Origin of the sequence: Micromonospora saelicesensis (assembly GCF_900091575.1) — a bacterium.
Lineage (GTDB): Bacteria > Actinomycetota > Actinomycetes > Mycobacteriales > Micromonosporaceae > Micromonospora > Micromonospora saelicesensis.
On the sequence record NZ_FMCR01000010.1, the window covers coordinates 49,187 to 66,258 of the forward strand.

At 68.9% G+C, this 17,072-nt stretch carries 16 protein-coding genes and 1 tRNA gene; 10 read left to right on the forward strand and 7 right to left on the reverse strand.

From position 1 onward, the window contains the following. Positions 1-16 precede the first annotated feature (16 nt). From GA0070561_RS31430 to GA0070561_RS33395, 5 genes are all read left to right on the forward strand, one after another. Complete coding sequence (locus GA0070561_RS31430; RefSeq protein WP_141710506.1) at positions 17-964, forward strand: tetratricopeptide repeat protein; 948 nt, start codon at positions 17-19, stop codon at positions 962-964. Continuing rightward, entirely contained in the window at positions 961-2,652 is a 1,692-nt protein-coding gene (locus GA0070561_RS31435) for a M16 family metallopeptidase (protein ID WP_091409047.1), read from the forward strand. The genes GA0070561_RS31430 and GA0070561_RS31435 overlap by 4 nt, the downstream gene beginning before the upstream one ends. 63 nt (positions 2,653-2,715) lie before the next feature. Beyond that, positions 2,716-2,792, forward strand: a tRNA-Ile gene (locus GA0070561_RS31440). Between the two features lie 15 nt (positions 2,793-2,807). Further along, a complete protein-coding gene (locus GA0070561_RS31445) occupies positions 2,808-4,916 on the forward strand; it encodes a GTPase domain-containing protein (protein WP_091409050.1) in 2,109 nt (702 codons plus the stop codon). Continuing rightward, positions 4,913-6,616 carry a GTPase domain-containing protein gene (locus tag GA0070561_RS33395; RefSeq protein ID WP_167362545.1) on the forward strand — a complete coding sequence of 568 codons (1,704 nt, stop codon included), beginning with the start codon at positions 4,913-4,915 and terminating at the stop codon, positions 6,614-6,616. The genes GA0070561_RS31445 and GA0070561_RS33395 overlap by 4 nt, the downstream gene beginning before the upstream one ends. 56 nt (positions 6,617-6,672) lie before the next feature. Here GA0070561_RS33395 and GA0070561_RS31460 read toward each other — a convergent pair whose 3' ends face one another. After that, positions 6,673-7,017: a hypothetical protein gene (locus tag GA0070561_RS31460; protein ID WP_141710508.1), complete on the reverse strand. Its 345-nt coding sequence runs from the start codon at positions 7,015-7,017 to the stop codon at positions 6,673-6,675. A 327-nt stretch (positions 7,018-7,344) separates the two neighbouring features. On the opposite strand from GA0070561_RS31460, the gene GA0070561_RS31465 reads away from it, so the two are divergent. Beyond that, complete coding sequence (locus GA0070561_RS31465) at positions 7,345-7,704, forward strand: hypothetical protein (RefSeq protein ID WP_091409058.1); 360 nt, start codon at positions 7,345-7,347, stop codon at positions 7,702-7,704. 226 nt (positions 7,705-7,930) lie between these two features. On the opposite strand, the gene GA0070561_RS31470 is transcribed toward GA0070561_RS31465, so the two are convergent. After that, the gene (locus tag GA0070561_RS31470) at positions 7,931-8,572 is read right to left on the reverse strand and encodes a hypothetical protein (protein ID WP_091409061.1); all 642 of its coding nucleotides are present in this window, start codon (positions 8,570-8,572) and stop codon (positions 7,931-7,933) included. Between the two features lie 88 nt (positions 8,573-8,660). Between GA0070561_RS31470 and GA0070561_RS31475 the strand changes: the two genes are divergently transcribed. Next, positions 8,661-9,365 carry a nucleoside/nucleotide kinase family protein gene (locus GA0070561_RS31475; RefSeq protein WP_091409063.1) on the forward strand — a complete coding sequence of 235 codons (705 nt, stop codon included), beginning with the start codon at positions 8,661-8,663 and terminating at the stop codon, positions 9,363-9,365. Between the two features lie 6 nt (positions 9,366-9,371). On the opposite strand, the gene GA0070561_RS31480 is transcribed toward GA0070561_RS31475, so the two are convergent. The 5 genes from GA0070561_RS31480 to GA0070561_RS31500 form a co-directional block, all read right to left on the reverse strand. Further along, the gene (locus tag GA0070561_RS31480; RefSeq protein ID WP_091409066.1) at positions 9,372-9,773 is read right to left on the reverse strand and encodes a hypothetical protein; all 402 of its coding nucleotides are present in this window, start codon (positions 9,771-9,773) and stop codon (positions 9,372-9,374) included. A 69-nt stretch (positions 9,774-9,842) separates the two neighbouring features. Then, positions 9,843-10,547: a TMEM175 family protein gene (locus GA0070561_RS31485; protein ID WP_091409069.1), complete on the reverse strand. Its 705-nt coding sequence runs from the start codon at positions 10,545-10,547 to the stop codon at positions 9,843-9,845. Positions 10,548-10,694: 147 nt separating this feature from the next. After that, positions 10,695-10,886: a hypothetical protein gene (locus GA0070561_RS34445; protein WP_244166518.1), complete on the reverse strand. Its 192-nt coding sequence runs from the start codon at positions 10,884-10,886 to the stop codon at positions 10,695-10,697. 198 nt (positions 10,887-11,084) lie between these two features. Further along, entirely contained in the window at positions 11,085-11,537 is a 453-nt protein-coding gene (locus tag GA0070561_RS31495) for a hypothetical protein (RefSeq protein ID WP_141710510.1), read from the reverse strand. Positions 11,538-11,594: 57 nt separating this feature from the next. Beyond that, on the reverse strand, positions 11,595-12,227 hold the full coding sequence (locus GA0070561_RS31500) for a dihydrofolate reductase family protein (protein WP_208603897.1): 633 nt from the start codon (positions 12,225-12,227) through the stop codon (positions 11,595-11,597). A 303-nt stretch (positions 12,228-12,530) separates the two neighbouring features. On the opposite strand from GA0070561_RS31500, the gene GA0070561_RS31505 reads away from it, so the two are divergent. The 3 genes from GA0070561_RS31505 to GA0070561_RS33865 all read left to right on the forward strand — a co-directional run bounded on the left by GA0070561_RS31505 (position 12,531) and on the right by GA0070561_RS33865 (position 17,023). After that, positions 12,531-15,281, forward strand: coding sequence for an AfsR/SARP family transcriptional regulator (locus tag GA0070561_RS31505; RefSeq protein WP_244166519.1), 2,751 nt, complete (start codon positions 12,531-12,533; stop codon positions 15,279-15,281). Between the two features lie 94 nt (positions 15,282-15,375). Then, positions 15,376-16,095, forward strand: coding sequence for a hypothetical protein (locus GA0070561_RS31510; protein WP_141710511.1), 720 nt, complete (start codon positions 15,376-15,378; stop codon positions 16,093-16,095). 43 nt (positions 16,096-16,138) lie between these two features. Further along, positions 16,139-17,023: a hypothetical protein gene (locus tag GA0070561_RS33865; RefSeq protein WP_091409089.1), complete on the forward strand. Its 885-nt coding sequence runs from the start codon at positions 16,139-16,141 to the stop codon at positions 17,021-17,023. Positions 17,024-17,072 lie beyond the last annotated feature (49 nt).

The window sequence follows — 17,072 nt, forward strand, 5'->3', positions numbered from 1 at the left end:
ACCTATGATCGCCGCCATGCCCGCCCCCCTACCGGCCCCCACCTTCGACGCCGGTGCCGCGTACCCCGAGGTCGAGGACCTGCGTAAGGCGCTCGATGCCGCCGACTGGCCCGCCGTCCGCGCGATGGTCGCCGACCGCGACCCGGACGGCCGGACGCTGCTGGCCCGGGTCGTCGGCGATCAGGTCGGGATCGAGGCGTTCCTCCAGCGGGCGTACGACGACAACCCCGAGGACCCACATGCCGGCCTGCTGCTCGGCGCCTGGCTGATTCGCGCCGGCTGGCGGGTCCGCAGCTCCTACCGCGCGCAGCACGTCAGCCGGTCCCAGTTCGCCAAGTTCCACGAACACCTGCGCCGCTCCGAGCAGGTGCTCATCGACGTCACCGCCCGGCACGCGGACGACGCGGCCGCCTGGACCCAACGGATCACCAACAACCGTGGCCTCGAACTGGGGCAGGCCGAAGCGCGCCGCCGCTACGACCGCCTCGCGCAGCACCACCCGCACCACGCGCCCGCGCAGTCGAGCCTGCTCCAACAGTTCTGCCCCAAGTGGAGCGGCAACTGGGACCGCGCGTTCGGCTTCGCCAGGGAGTGCGCCCAGGCCGCCCCGGACGGCGCGCTCAACGCGGTAGTGATCGCCGAGGCGCACCTCGAACGCTGGCTGGAGTTCGACACCGAACGGGAGCGTGCCGCGTACCTGCGCGACCCGGCGGTGGTGGACGAGGTCATGCAGGCCGGGCAGCGGTCAGTGCTGCACCCGGACTTCGTCGACCGGCCCGGCTGGGTCTCAGTTCGCTCGGCGTTCGCGCTGATCTTCAGCCTGACCGAGCAGTGGACCGCCGCCGCCAGTCAGTTCACCGCCCTCGGCAACCGGGGCACCGAATACCCCTGGGACTACGTCGACGGGGCCGCAGGCTTCACGAAGTTCCGCGCCAAGGCGTACGCGAAGGGCGGCCAGTCATGATCCAGCACCTGGACGTGGACGGGGTTCCCACGCTGCTCGCCGCCACCGGCGGGCCGATGCGCGCGGGGCTGACCTTCCGGGTCGGCACCGCCGACGAGACGCTCGTCCGCTCCGGCATCACCCACCTCATCGAGCACCTCGCGCTCGCGCCGCTCGGCCTGGCCGACTACCACGTCAACGGGGCGACCGCCCAGGCGTTCACCACGTTCCACACCCAGGGCTCCGAAGCGGACATCGCGACCTTCCTCACCGCTGTCTGCGGGAACCTCTCCGACCTGCCGGTAGCCAGGCTGGACGTCGAGAAGGAGATCCTGCGGACCGAGTGGAGCAGTCGGGGCGCCGCCGCGGTCGACAGCATCCCGCTGTGGCGACACGGTGCCCGCGACTACGGGCTGATCAGCTACCCCGAGTGGGGCCTGGGCGCGCTCACCGCCGACGACCTGCGCGAGTGGACCGCCCGGTGGTTCACCCGGGAGAACGCGGTGCTCTGGATCGCCGGCGACCGGGTGCCCGCCGAACTGCGGTTGGCTCTGCCCGCCGGGACCCGCCAGCCCGCACCGACGGCGTCGTCGGCGCTGCCGCAGACGCCCGCGTACTTCGTGAGCGGCTCCCGGGCCATCGTGCTCGACTCGGTGGTGCGCCGCCGCGCCGCCGCCAGTGTCTTCAGCGCAGTGCTGGAGCGGGAGCTGTACCGCTCGCTGCGCCAGGAGGCCGGCCTTTCCTACACCACCACCACGGGGTACGAGCCGCGCGGCGACGGTTACGCAATGCTGCGGGCACTCGCCGACGCGCTGCCGGAGAAGCAGGACGCCGTGCTCGGCGGCTTCATCGACGTGTTGGCCAAGATGCGAGTCGGGCGCATCGAGCAGGCGGACCTGGACGCCACCATCGCCAAGCGGGAAGACTTCCTCGGCATCGCCGAGGTGGACGCGGCCCGGCTGCCGTCGTACGCCCTCAACGTCCTGACCGGAGAGCCGAACCTCAGCGTCGACGAGCACCGGGCCGAACTCAAGGCCGTCGACCTCGCCGACCTGCACGAGGTGGCTGGGGAGATGATCGCGTCGGCGCTGCTGATGGTGCCCGGCGGACTCACCGCCGACTGGGCCGGCTTCGCCGCCGCACCCACTCACTCGGCCGAGATCCTGCAGGGCACCACCTACTCGTCAAAGGAAGGGAACGCCGCGCTGCGCGTCGGCGTGGACGGGGTGACCCTCCTTCAGACCGGCGACCCGCTGACCGTCCGGTACGACGACTGCGCCGCCATGCTGGTCTGGCCGGACGGCGCCCGGCAGCTCATCGGCTCGGACGCCATCGCGCTGCACATCGAGCCCACCCTGTTCAACCTGCACCCGGGGGCCATCCCCGCCATCGACGCCAAGGTGCCCGGCGACCGGCAGATCCCCATGCCGGCCCGTGCCCCAGACGCGATCCCACAGCCACAGGCCCCCGTACGGCAGCCCACGGCCTCCGCAACCAGCACCTGGTGGGAACTCCCCGCGATGGTGCTCAGCGGAATGGGCGTCCTCGTGGTCGGCGCACTGAGCGTGCTGCTGACCCTCGCCATGCTCCTCACCGAGACCAAACCGGGCGAAGAACCACTCTGGGGCGGCGTCGTGGTGCTCTGGCTGCTCACTGTTATTCTCACGTTGCCCATCGTGAAGCTGCGGCGACGGCGGCGGAGTCGATGAGGTGGGGCTGGATCGCTGCTGGCCCGTGATCCACCGGGCGGGATAAGATCCGGCGCGGTGTTCGGGGCGGTAGCTCAGCCGGTTAGAGCAGGGGACTCATAATCCCTCGGTCGCGGGTTCGAGTCCCGCCCGCCCCACCAGGCACACAAGAACGGATGAGCGGGATGGATAGGTCGCTAACGACCCTGCCCGCGGCATTCCGGGCACTCATAGTGGCCGATGGGCGCGATGTGTCCCGCGCGCTGGCACGGGCAGCGCAGGAGATCGACGCGCAAATCATCGGCAGTGAACATCGCTGGTCGCTCGGGGACGCCGTCGATTATCTGCACCACAGCGCGGTGCGTCTGGAAGCCGTCTGTGAGTCGCTTGCGGACCGTGATGTCGAACGGCCTCTCCGTGTCGTCCTGATGGGCCAGACGATGGCAGGCAAGAGCACTCTGTTCGAGTATCTGTCAGGTGGCGATGGGGCACGTGTCGGCGATGGCCGGCAACGGTTCTCTCGAGATGCCTGTATCCGAGTCGCGACGGAGATCGGTGTCGAGATCGTCGACACCCCAGGTGTCGGCGCCATGGACGGCAAGGAGGACTACGAGTTCGCGTTCAGGCAGGTCGCCGACGCGGACCTGATCCTCTGGGTCGCCACCACCCGAGCCACCCAGGAACAAACCGGGCAGGCGCTCGAACGGCTTGCCGACCTGGGCAAGCCGATCCTCGTGGCCCTGAACTGTCTCAAGGACGTCACCGACGAGATCGGCCTGCTCGACATGCTCGAGGAGCCCGAACTCGTGTTCGGTGGCGACGCCATGGGGAACCTGGCGCCGATCCGCCGCTATCTTTCCCGCGCGGGCGGGCGTTACATCGATGCGGTGGCGATTCACGCCCAGGCCGCCCGCCTGGCGCTCTCCGGCGCGCTGGACACCGATGAGGCCCGCACCCTGCACGCCAACAGCCGGATCGACTCCCTGGTCAGCGCGCTTCGCCTCCACGCGGACGGTACCTTCGCTCAGCGGCGCATTGTCAGCATCTGCGATAGTCTGCGCCTCGCGCTCCTGGACACCGCCGACGCGGTGGAGGCCGCACACGCCACGGCATCCTCGGCCCTCACCGCCGGCCTGGGGATGCAGCTCGAATTCCGTAAGCGCGGATCCCGGCGGGTAGACGATGCGTACGAGGAGCTTCAGGCCGCCTTCTCGGCAGCGATCACCGCCCGTGAACGCTGGGCCGAAAGCGTTGACGTCGACCGGGACCTCGACGAGCTCAACGAACGGCTGAACAACGAAATGGCAGCCCTCCGCACGGATTTCGAGAGGTCTATCGCCGACGTCGGCCAGCGACTGCAGGCGGACCTTGAGGGCGTCGCGGTCGATGTGGCCGACGACTGGACGGGGTTCGGTGGCGGTGGCTTCCGTGAGCTCGGTGGCAGAGGCACGGTCTGGGGTAATCGCGCGGTCAAGGTCGGCGGGCGTTTCGCCGTGGGGATGGGCGGACTGATGGCTGGCGCGCTCATCGGTAGCTTTCTGGGACCCGGACTCGGGACTGCGATAGGCGCGGTGTCCGCCGGCGTAATCGGCCTCGTTTCCAGCCTTCTCGGGCTCGACCGGTTGATCGACTGGATCGGCGATCGAAGCTTCCGAAGCGCTGCGGAGGTGCGCGAGCGCCGGCGCCGGAAGGTCCGTGACCAGATGTCGGAGCTGCTGCTGGAGTTCCGGAAGAGTCTTGTGCCAGTGGGTGAAAGGGTGCGGCAGGACTGGCTCGACGCGGTCGAGGGTGAGGCCGCCCGGCAGTACGCGGCCAGTGCCGTACTCGAGCGGTCCATCGCGGTGTTGCGGCGTCTCGCATCGGAGGAGATCGAGCCGGTGAACGTCCGGATCGATACCGAACTCGTTCGTGAGCTCCTGCGCTGCACTGGCCGGGAGCAGGCGGCGTCGGCCGTCATCCGTGCGACCCGATGGCGGGGTGCGGGCATGGCGATCGAGGTCCCGGAGCCGGTCTTCGATGAGCTCGTGCACGCCCCGGCAGCGGAGTGCGTGGAAAGGATCGTGCCCACATCGGCGCAGTCGTCCGCGGCCGCCAGCGCGCTCCAGATCATCCGGCACCTCGCGGATCGCGAGGTGACCGTCCACGAGATGGGCCCGGACAGCCTGGAAATCGCTCTAGATGCGCCGGTGGCGCCAGGAGCTCAGGAAGCATGGCATGCGCTCGCGCGCGTTCACACCGGAGTCGATGTGCGGATCAGGGACGTAGTCAAAGGGGGCCTCTCGTGACGAACGTTCTCGTGCATGAACTGCCATCGCGTGCGCAGGAGCTGATGTCACGCCTGCAGCAGCTCCTGCGATCGAGTTCCGGCGATTTCGCTGGAGAGCTTCTGGCCCGCGCGCGCATGCAGTCCCGGCAGAGGCCGCGGATGGTCCTCACCGGTCAGTTCAGCAGTGGTAAGTCGAGTCTGATCAAAGCGTTGACCGACGGTGGCGTGGACCCCGTCATCGACGCGGATATCGCCACCGACGCCGTCACCGAGTACGAGTGGGACGGTGCGGTGGTACTCGTCGACACGCCGGGTGTGCAGTCGGGTCTGCGCAGCCATGACGAGCTGGCCGTCGGTGCGATCGGCGACGCGGACTTCATCCTGTTCGTCGTCACCGTAAACCTCTTCGATGACGCATCCAGGGACTACCTGCGGCGTCTGGCGCACGATCTCCGGCTGTCCGGGCAGATGATCGTGGTAATCACGCAGGCCGGCATGCAGACAGCGGGCGAAGGCATACGCGAACAGGCGGTCCAGGACGCGCTCGGCACCTCGAATTTCAATCTTCCGATCGCAGAGGTCGACTCCGTCTATTACCTCCGGAGCCTGGGCGGCGGTCCGCGGGCCGAGATGCTTCGCACACGATCCGGTATCGACGAGCTGCGCGCGCAGATCAACAAGATTAGTGAAGAGCGAGGACAGCTGGCTCAGCTCCGGCAGCCGTTGCACTTGATTCGCCTGCTGTGTGACGAGGCGCAGCAACTGTTCGTGGCGGACCCCCAGTCGCAGACCGCGCTCGGCCTGCTCGCCCGGCAGCGTTCTACGATTTCCGACCGTCGCTACATGATCGAGCGGTCGTTCCTCCAGGCCGAGTCGCAGTTCAAGTCGGCGTGCCTGGTCGATGTGACGGCGTTCGTCGATACGGCGACGAGTCTGCCCGCTGACGGTTCACGGGCGAGAGAGGTTCTCGACGCGTCCGAGGCGGGGCTGGTGGAAGCACTTGATCGCCATGCCGAGCAGTTCGCCGACGCTATCAACAGGCTGACCGAGATGCAGTTCGGTAGGTTGTCGGAACAGCTGCTGGAGATCGGCACTAGCAATCGCGCTCATCAGCTTTCTCCGCCGGCGGGCGACGTGGCACTGGAAACGCCGGGCGGCGTGCCGGCCACGAGATCGGGCCAGGCAGCGCATGATCGGGCCGCCGCAACAGTGGACTGGCGGAAGGTCACCGACCAGATCACCAAGGGGCAGAAATGGTGGGGCGCCGGGGACGGGCTCAAGAGCGCGTCAGGGTCGGTCGGCCACAACATCGTCAAAGATGTCGGTCACCTGTTCGGGAAGAAGTTCAAGCCCTGGGAGGCGCTGAAGATCGCTGACAGGATCGGCAAAGCCGCCAAGATCGGCGGCTTTGCGATACAGATCGGGCTGACCGGTTATGAGGTTTGGAGAGGCGAACGCGAAGCGCGTACGGCTCAGCTCGAGAGCGAGCGCCAGCACGCGGCGTTCGTTACGGAGATCATGAGACATGCCGACAAGATCGCGGCCGATGCCCGCCGGCAACTCTGGGAGATCATCGACACGCCCATGGACGCATTTCTGGCCGACGTTCAAGCCGCACAGGACGAGATTCTCGGCGCTGAGCTCGCGCGCGGAACCGCCACCCGCGAACTGAGTGCGATTGCATCGGAGGCGGATCGTCTCCTGACCGAGAGTACTTGAGACGAGCAACACCAGGGCAACCAGCGGTCCGCAGGCGACAAGCGGCGGGCGGTGTGTCAGGACCAGTTGAACATCCGCACTGGCAGGAGTATGAGAACGACCGTCGCGGCGACGGCCAGCAGAACGCGCACCGTGCGGAGACCTCGCCACCACGGGATGACCCAGAGCAGCAACCACATGGCGCCTGAGATGACCACATGTACGCCGACCGCCCCGAGGCTGGTCTCCTCGCACATGTTCTCCGCGATGGCCTCCTTGCACAGCGCCGGTGGACCGTTGTGGTCCCCGAGGCTCCCCAACACCCCGACGAGGCAGGCCAACACTGGAGCGGCTACCAGGGTGAACAGCGGCGTCACCAACCACCCGGCGAGATCACGGTGCCGGTCCACTAGCCGTCCCACTGGCAGAACGCTACAGCTGGATATCGACAGATCTCAAGCCGATGCTTCGGGCCCCCGCGCCAACGGCACGGTCCGCATCCAGTCCGCACGAGTTCCAGAGGGCGTACGCCGGGAACGACACCGCTACGTGCACCTGCTGACTGCATTGACCGAGGAGGACGGCCGTCGGCTCCTACCCGTCGCAGCCCCTGAACGCCTCACCCCTGCCGCTCTCGTCGGAGGGCAGATCCGAGGCGGGCGGGTCGTCTGCCGGCACCTGACCATCGCCTGGTCGAGGCCGGCGGCCAGTGTCTAGTGGACCGGATGAATGACGCCTAGCATGAGCCGATGATCGAGCAGAGTCAGCGACGCGTTCCTATGCCGGTCGCCGTCGCCGCCGTGCTTCTGCTTGTGGGCGCCGCCATCCCGGCGTCGATGATGTTGGCGAATGGTCCATCCGTTGCCACCGGGTTGATAGGCGTACTTCTTCTCCTGGCGTTGGCTTACGGCTTGTGGCGCGGGAGCGGGCGGGCCCGGTTTTGGACGACCGTTTTCTCGACTGTCAGCGTGGGGTACGGCGTCGTCACGATCACCGAGGCCGGTGCGTCAGGGCTGCTGCAGATCGTTGCTGCGGCAGTCATCGTCGGCCTGTTGCTGGTACCCGCGTCGTCCCGCCGGTGGTTTCACGACTTGCCGGCGGAGGGGTAGCGCCGGCCGGGCGTGCGGTCCCTGAGCGGTGTCTTAGCCGCCTGTTACGGTGCCCCCCAGTTGGCCGGTCGGAGCAACCCACATGGGACAGCGCGGCTACGGGGGGCGGGCACTGGTAGGTCCCCGGAGTGATCCCGGGACTGAATATGGGACACCGCGACCCGCCCCCCGCCACGCACGGCACGAGCCCGGAGTGTTGAGGTCCGGCGCACCTGTGCGCTGAGTGTCAGCGTGTCCGGCTGACGGACGAGACCCTCGGGTCTACGGAGTAGCGGCGGACGACGTCGTCGGCGTCGCCAGCGGTGGCACCGGGATCGAACAGCACCTCCAGGCACGGCGCTTGCGGCCCTTCCGACCCGAAGCCCGCAACCACGTGGTTCGGGTCGAAGCGATGGTTCTCGCCCACCAGTTCCTCAGCGGACTGCCCCTCCCGCACGCAAACCACCGCCTCGGGCTGACCACCACCCCAGGCCAGTGCTGGAGCCGACACGCCGATGGTGAGCACCACTGCCGTCCCCACGCCGATCACTGTCGTCCGGCCGAGCCCTGGCCTGCTGGTCGGCGAGATCACCGCCACCAGGGCGGAGAGCGCGTACACCCAGAGAGCCCGCTTGTCGGCCGAGTCATGGAGAGCCAACGCGATGACGCCGGCTCCGACGGTTTGTGCGACCAGGGTGATCGGCCGGAACCCTGGCGAGTCGACCAACGCCGCTGGTATCGCGGCAAGCGCACCGAGCACCAGGAGAAGCATGACAAGCCCGTACGCACTCCATTCACGGCGCGCGTCCAGGACGAGCAACACCAGGGCAACCAGGTGTCCGCAGACGACAAGCGGCGGGCGGAGGTACGCCAGGAACCGTGCGACCATCGGAAGACCCTACGTGATGTGACCGACTTCGATGGGGGCTCTGATCCGGCCCGACCGACGAGCGGTGGACGTGAGGAGGGGGCGGGACATGGTTCAAGGCACGCGCGATGAGCTGCTCGGGCGCTTGGCTGAGGCGGTTGGCGCCGTCACGGTCGCCCACCCGACGCGGGTCGCCGTCGACGGACCGCCCGCCGCAGGCAAGACCATCCTCGCCGACGAGTTGGCCGTCGTCCTGCGCGAACAGGGCCGTGACGTCGTCCGCGCCACGATCGACGATTTCCTCTTCCCCCGGGCGCAGCGTTATCCGCGCGGCGAGTACTCGGCCGAAGGCTGCTACTACGACACCCACGACTACGACGCGCTGAACCGGGTTCTGCTCGATCCGCTCGGCCCGGGCGGAGATCGACGCTTCCAACCCGCGGTCTACGACCGCACCGCGGATGCCGTGCTGTCCCCGCCGGTCACGGCCGCCCCGGCCGACGCCGTGCTCGTCTTCGACGGCGTCTTCCTCCTGCGCCCGGAACTGATTGATCGGTGGGACCTGCGCATCTTCGTGTCGACGGCACTGGAGAGGACCGTGGAGCGTGCTGTGATCCGAGAGCGCCGGGTGTCAACTCGGGCCGACGTCGAACGACGCTGGCGGGAGCGTTACATCCCCTCGCAGCAGCTCTACTTCGCTACGGCCCGCCCGACCCGGCACGCCGACATCGTCGTGCACAACGACGAGCCCCAGCGGCCGGTCTGGGAGACTGCGCGGCAAGGAAACTCCGAAGTCCTGGCGGCCGGTGAGTGACGGCGCTTACGGGTGGTCCACATACTCGCCGAACGGCTCGATGGACCCGTCCCAACCGTTCCAACCCTGTTGGGTGATCTGCCCGTTCGCGTAGGTGTATGACCAGCGGGCGCCGTCCTCGCCCTCGATCTGGACGGTTCCGGAGCGAACGAACGGCGCAATCGCGACGTAGAAGGCCGTCGTCTGGTTCGACCACTTGGGGTCGCCCTCGTCGTCGTAACCGAACTCGATCCAGTCTCCGTCGCGGACGATTGTGGCCCTGGCCGGATCCGCCAGGTCAACCAGCGTGCCATCCGACGGAAACTCTCCCGGCCTGTACCAACCACCGTGCTCAGCCAGGGCGGCCTGGACGGCGGCGACCGCAGCGGCGTCCTCCGACTCCGGGAGGTTCAGACGGCCTGAGGGCATCACCGAGTATCCCACCGCACGCACCCTACAACGGTCGATGCCACCACACCGCAGGCGTTGGCTCTACTCCTATGGGTCACCCTTGCTCTGCTCGCGGGCGCGCTGAATGCTGCCGACCTCACCTTTGATCGGCAGCCAGTAGAAGGGGATGAACGCGACGACCACCACGAGGCCCACGACCGGATGAAGGGCGCCTAGCGCGGTCCCGACGGCGATCCAGAGTGGCGCGGGGCGGAAGCGTCTGCTGATCGCCCGGGCGGTGTCGTTGTCGGTGGTGGAGGTCAGCAGGCGACGGCCACGCCTGGCGTACTCCCAGATCACGTTGAAGAGGATGGCGGCCACCTCGTAGGTGGCTCCGTAGAAAATGAGCGCGGTTCGCTGGCCGTGCCCGGACTCGAACGCGTGGGCCAGGAGGGACGAGGCGAACGGCAGGAACGCGATCACCATCAGCAGCAGGGTGTTGAGCAGGAGCAGCATGCGGTCGGCCGAGCGGATGTGGTCGAACATGACGTGGTGATTCACCCACATCTGCCCGATCAGCAGGAAGGTGATGGCGTACGCCACGTATGAGGGCCACAGTTCGAAGAGGCCGCGGAGCAGGTGCTCGGTGTCCTCCGGCGGCTGGATTTCCAGGACGAGCAGAGTAACGGCGATGGCAATGACCGCGTCGCTGAAGGTGACCAGCCGCTTCGGATCTCGTTCCGCACCGATCGGGTTGCTGGATCTGGTTGCGCCCTTCGTGGAGGCGCCGCGAGCCGCGCGGAACCAGCGCATCAGCCTCCCCCAAGGTGAGAGCACCCGGTCACGCACCGCGGGCAGGGGCTGCCCACGGTGGTCGTCCACGAGCCTTTCGGTGCCGCGGGTTCCCGCCGTCGCTTGAACCAAACCGGCCTGCGGCTGCCGTACCAGCCCCTGCTGCCGTCACCGCTCCCTGATCCGTTGCCGCCACCACGCCTGCGCGTGCCACGGACTCAGCTCGGCAGCTCGGGGGTCGGGCAGCGTCTTCCGGAGAAACTCCTCGTCCAACGGGCCGACGACACGCCGCAACTCGCGGGAGGCGGCCGTTGGCAGTCGGCGCATCGCGTCGCCCAGGACGTCTCGCTGGTACAACACATCGCAACCCGGACAGGGACAGTCATCCCCTAGATCCAGCCACCGTCCCGAGCGTCGAATGGCGCGACGGTAACCGGCCAGCGCGGTCGCTACTGGAACGAAACCCGGATGGGTGCCTTCGACGAGCACCTTGCCACACCACGGCCATGCCCTGCCAACCCATTCGCGCGCTGGTGACGCCGCCTGGATGAGTCGGCCTCAGCCGATGTTGATCAGCAACACCTGGTCGTCGCGAAGGTCGGAGACGCTGTCACGCAACAGCCTCAACGTGTCCAGACCGGCCGTGCCGCTCTCCTCGAAGTCCACCCCCATCTCCTCGAAGTGGGCGACCAGTTCCTCCTCGCGGTGTGCGCTGGGATCGAGCTGTTCCGACAGCCCCGGGGCTGGAGTGATGAGCGTGGTCAGGCCGTACGCGCTGTTGATGGCCTCCGACTCGGCATTGAACTTCGGCGACTCCAGGTCGATGCCGCGTTCCTCCAGATAGGTCAGGACGTAGAGCATGCAGTAGCCGGACCAGTCGTACTCCTGCCGCGCCCTGCTCCCGTGTTCGGCCAGGGACGCGCGGAACGACGACGGCGATGTGCGGGCCAGGCGAGCCAGCTCGGTGATGCTGTCCCTGGGGACCACTGTCAGTGACGCGATAGCAGACAACGCATCCTCCGTCGTACGACTCTGCCGCTACGGCTCTCCGCCGCCTCGCCGGGCAGGCTACCGAGAAGGAGTGACGAGCACGCGGTAGGTGACGTGCAGGACCGTGCTTGCTGCCCGCGCCGTCACCTGTTCGAGGTTCAGCGGCGGGACGCCCTCGAACAGCCGGACGCCGGCGCCGAGGGTGACCGGCACGATGTGCAGCCGCAGCTCGTCGACCAGACCGGCGGCGAGGTACTGGTTGATGGTGGTCGCACCGCCGTGGATCAAGATGTCGCCGCCACCGGCCGCCGCGCGCGCCTGCGCGAGCGCCGACTCGATCCCGTCGGTGACGAAGTGGAAGGTGGTGTCGCCTTCCATCGGCTGTGGCTCCCGCGCGTGGTGGGTGAGCACGAACACCGGCTTGTGGAAGGGTGGGTTGTCACCCCACCAGCCGTTCCACTGCCGATCCCACGCGCCGCGCACGGGGCCGAACATGTTGCGCCCCATGATGACCGCTGAGGCGAGTGTGGTCTGGTCGAGCTCGGCCTGGTTCTCCTCGCCGAAGTCGAACATCCAGGAATGCAGCCGCCGGCCCCAGCCGTCACCGCCGTCGTCGCCGAACGGGCGTTCCTCGCTCTGGTTGAGCCCGGCCGAGTACCCGTCGGCGGAGATGGTCTGGTCGACGATCACCTTGCCGTTACGTGTGGTCACAGCGCTCTCCATTGGCGACGCGTGGGCGAGAGGCCAGCCTACGGCCACCCCTGGTCGGGTTGCGCTAGAACGAACATGAAAAGCAGCGCGGCGGCCATCACCACGGGGGCCAGGGCGCACGCGACGCGACGCGCCGCAGCCGATGGCCCACCGGCGCACCTCCCTGCCGTAGTGCGCTAGACGGTAGCTCCCGGAGTCCGTTCCTGGTGCCCCGTGGATCGTGTCCATTACGCGACGAATAGATCGAGTTTGCTGGGCTGGGGACGTTAGTTTGATTCGGTGATTTCGATGGTTGGTACGGGCGTGCGCGTCAGGCTGCTCGGGCCGGTGGAGGTGGTCGTCGCCGGCAGTCCGCAGGCGGTGAACGGCGTGCGCCGCAAGGCGGTACTGGCCACGTTGGCGCTGCACGCGGGCCGTGTCGTCAGCATCGACCGGCTCATCGACGTGGTCTGGGGCGACCAGCTACCGGCCACCGCGGCGAACACGTTGCAACGCCACGTCTCCTACCTACGCGGGGTGCTCGGCGAGCCTGGGTCGATCGTGGCGCGGCAGCCCGGATATCTGCTCGACACCGGGCCGGACTCCACTGATGTCCAGGCCGCCGAGCGCCTCATCGAGCTGGCCCGACGCTCGACGGACCGCAACGAGCAGGTGCGGCACCTGACGGCCGCAGTGGCACTGTGGCGGGGCCCACCGCTGGCCGACGTGGCCGGGTCGGCCTGGCTCGAGGAGCAGGCGGAACATCTGGCACGCCTACGGTTGGAGGCCGAACGATCGCTGGCCGAGGCCCGGCTGTCCGTCGGTGAGCACGCCGGCCTCGTCCCCGGGTTGGAACGGCTCGTCCGACAGCATCCCTTCGACGAGCACCTGCACGCGCAGCTGATGCTCGCCCTGTACCGCGACGGCCGACAGGGCGAGGCGGTCGCCACGTACCGGCGGCTGCGCGACAACCTGCGGGAGAACCTCGGCCTCGACCCCGGTCCCCGGCTACGCGACCTGGAGTGCGCCATCCTGCGCCAGGACACCGCTATCGCCGCACCGGCCGCGGCGGCACCGACGCGGGTCGCGGCGCAACTGCCTCCCCCCGTACCCACGTTCACCGGACGCGACGCGGAGCTGGCGGCCCTCGACGCGCTGGTCGACCGGGGCGGTGCCGTCGTGGTGTCCGGGACCGCCGGCGTCGGCAAGACCGCCCTCGCCGTGCACTGGGCGCACCGCGCGGCCGAGCGCTTCCCCGACGGGCAGCTCTACGTCAACCTGCGCGGCTTCGACCCGGCGGCGACCCCGACCGAGCCGGCGCGAGCGCTGCACGGCTTCCTGGAGGCGCTCGGCGTTCCGGCGGCCCGGATGCCCCGCGACCCGGACGCGATGGTGAGCCTGTACCGCACGACGGTGGCGGGCAAGCGACTGCTGGTGGTGCTGGACAACGCCCGCGACGCGGAACAGGTCCGGCCGCTGCTGCCCGGCTCACCGGACTGCCTCGCCATCGTCACCAGCCGCGACCAGCTCATTCCGCTGGTCGTCACCGAAAGCGCCCAACCGGTGCCCCTCGACCTGCTGAGCCCCGGCGAAGCCCGCGACATGCTGGTCCGCCGGCTCGGGGAACGCCAGGTCGCCGCCGAACCCGCCGCTGCCGACACCATCGCCGACCGGTGCGCGCGGCTGCCCATCGCCCTGGCCATCGTGGCCGCCAGAGCCGCCACCAACCGGCACTTCTCGTTGGCCGCCGTCGCCGGCGAGCTGGGCGACCTGGACGCCTTCCGCGCAGGCGACGAGGCCACCGACGTACGGGCGGTCTTCTCCTGGTCGTGCCGGACGCTCAGCCCACCCGCGGCCCGGCTGTTCCGACTGCTGAGCCTGCATCCCGGCCCGGACGTCTCGGCCCCGGCCGTGGCCAGCCTGGCCGGCGTCGACGGTCAGGCGACCGGCCCCCTGCTCACCGAGTTGACCCGGGCGAATCTCTTCACCGAGCACACGTACGGGCGCTACGCGTTCCACGATCTGCTGCGCGCGTACGCCGCCAGCCTCGCCGACGAGACTGAGCCGCCGGCCGAGCATCGGGCCGCCGTGCACCGGCTGCTCGACCACTGCCTGCACACCGCCCACGCCGCCGACCTGGCACTGCACCCGCACTTCAGCGCGATCAGCCTCCCGCCACCCCGCGCGGGTGTGACGCCGGAGCGTCCCAGGAGCCGGTCGGCCGCCGCGGCGTGGTTCACCACCGAGGTCCCTGTCCTGCTCGGCGCGGTCCCGCTCGCGGCGCGGTCCGGGTTCGAGGGACACGCCTGGCGGCTCGCCTGGACCATGGCCGGCTTCCTGCACCGGCAGGGGCACTGGCAGGACTGGCTCGGCACGCAACAGATCGCTCTGGCCGCCGCGTCCCGCATCGGGGATCAGGCGGGGCAGGGCCACGCGCACCGCAGCCTCGGTCTCGCCTGCTCCCGGCTCCGACGGTACGACGAGGCCGACGACCACCTGCGGCGCGCACTCGACCTGTTCACCGACGTCGGCGACGACGCCGGACGGGCACACACCTGCCTGAATCTTGGTCAACTGGCCGAGCGGCAGGGACAGCACCAGCAGGCGCTGCGCCATACCCGGCGGGCTTTGGCCCTGTTCCGGGGGACCGGAAACCGGGCCGGGCAGGGGTACACCCTCAACGCGGTCGGTTGGCAGGAAGCGCTGCTCGGCAACTACCACCACGCCCTCGAATCCTGTGGCGAGGCGCTGCGGATGTTGCAGGAGGTGGACGACGTCCAGGGGCAGGCCGACACCTGGGACAGCCTCGGCCACGCCCACCACCAGCTCGGGGACTACCGGCGCGCTATCGCCTGCTACGAACACGCCCTCGAACTCTTCACGCAGGTCAACGACCGGTACGCCGAAGCCAGCACGTACGTCAATCTCGGCGGCAGCCACCGGGCCCTCGGCGACCTCGGCGCCACCCGCGCCGCGTGGCGCCGAGCCCTGACCATCCTCGACGAGCTGGGTGATGCCGACGCCGACTCGATCCGCGCCGACCTCGACCAGCTCGACGCCACGCGGCTGCACTGACGTACCCCGCTTTCTGCGCCGTTTCCGAACCGCTTCAGCGTGCCCCGCCACTCTTCGGACACCAGTTTCTTCCGTACCAGGAATGGAGCGTTCGATGAGTCGTTTGGCACACCGCCTCGGGGTGATCGGGGTGGTCAGCGGGACATTGCTGGCCATGTCCTCCGCCGCCGTGGCCCAGACCGAGAAGCCGCCGCAGAAGGGCGCCGACTGCGTGGTCCAGCACGTCGACGAGCGCGGCGAAGTCGTCCGTACCGAGACCGCGTCCGAGGGCCGGGAGTACGGCCAGTTCCGCTGCGTCGCCGGGCAGTGGACGTTCGCCTGGGCGCCGTTCGGAGCGGACGACATGATCACGGCCGACGAGATCCGGATCGACCCGGCGGGTGCCGTCTCGGTGCGGCGGTTCACCGGGCCCGCGCTCGGCAACGACCTCACGGTGGGCGAGATGGCCGACATCGCCCAGGCCGTCAGCGGCAGCCGTGAGGCGCTGATCGACCGCGCGATCGTGGCGGTCGACGACGGCAAGGAGCGGACCCCGGAGCAGGTCGAGGCGCTGCTGGCCGGCAAGGACACCACCGGGGTACGGGTGCTGGACATCATCGAGAAGCCCAATGCCGCCATGTCGACGAAGGACGTCATCGACGAGGCCGGCGGCACCCCCGAGACGACAGTCGTCTACTTCAGCATCTGGGGCGCGATCAAGTCGGCGATCGCCTGGATCGTGGACACGATCGGTGACATCGGTGAGTGGATCGACGACCACTGCGACCTGGGGTCCCCCAACGACTTCGGCGACATCGTCACGTGTCGCTGGTAGCCCGTCCCACCCCGCCGACACCGATCACCGAGATGAGGACAGGATGACAAATCTGCGGGACATCACCAGGCGCGCCACCATCGTCACGACCGCCCTGATCGTCGGGCTGACCGCTTCGTACGCACCGTCGCAGGCCGCCGAGGGGGAGGCCCGGACGACGATCACCGACCACCCCGGTGCCCCGGGCACGATGCTTCAACAGTTCGAGGACCTGACCGGCCGACCCGTCGGCGACCTGGACAAGGTGCTGGCCGTCGACACCGGCGGGCGGACCCTCACGGCCGACCAACTCGCAGCGCTCGCCGCGGGCAAGGAGGTCGACGGTGTCAAGGTCGTCGGCACGATTCCGGGCAGCCGGGACGTCCTCGGCACGACCATGGCCGACCTCGCCGACGGCGCGTACGACGGCAGCGGCGACAGCGGGACAGCAACGTCGCTGCTCTTCTCCTCCTCCACCCCCGACGGCCGGGAGTGGTGCCTGACCATGTGCGTCGCGTCGGGCAAGACCATCTGGCAGTGCCTGCTGTCGCGCCGGACGGGGGATCTCATCTTCACCCTCGACCTCGCCGGCAGCACCACGATCGGCGGGACGAAGGCTGCCTTCGAGAAGGCCAATGGCGTCGCCGTCGACGGCCCGTACACGGTGGACACGCTGGTCGGCGATCGTGAGCCCTCGGCGGACGAGATCAAGATGCTGCTCGACGGCAAGGACATCGAGTCGATGCGCCGGGTGGCGACAGTGGACGGGCCGGACCCCGAGTGGGCGCTGGCCGACATCGCCGAGAAGTCCGGCGTTGTGTACGCGAAGACCAAGGGCCACCTCTTCACCCTCAACCTGCCCATCCTCGGCAAGATCCTCGTCTTCTGCGTCTCGCAGGATGGCGGGAAGACCTGGAAATGCTCGGCCAAACAATGGGGCGGGTTCTGACGGGTAGCCCGTCCACGGTCCCGCTCCGCATCGACCTCCCCGGTCGAGG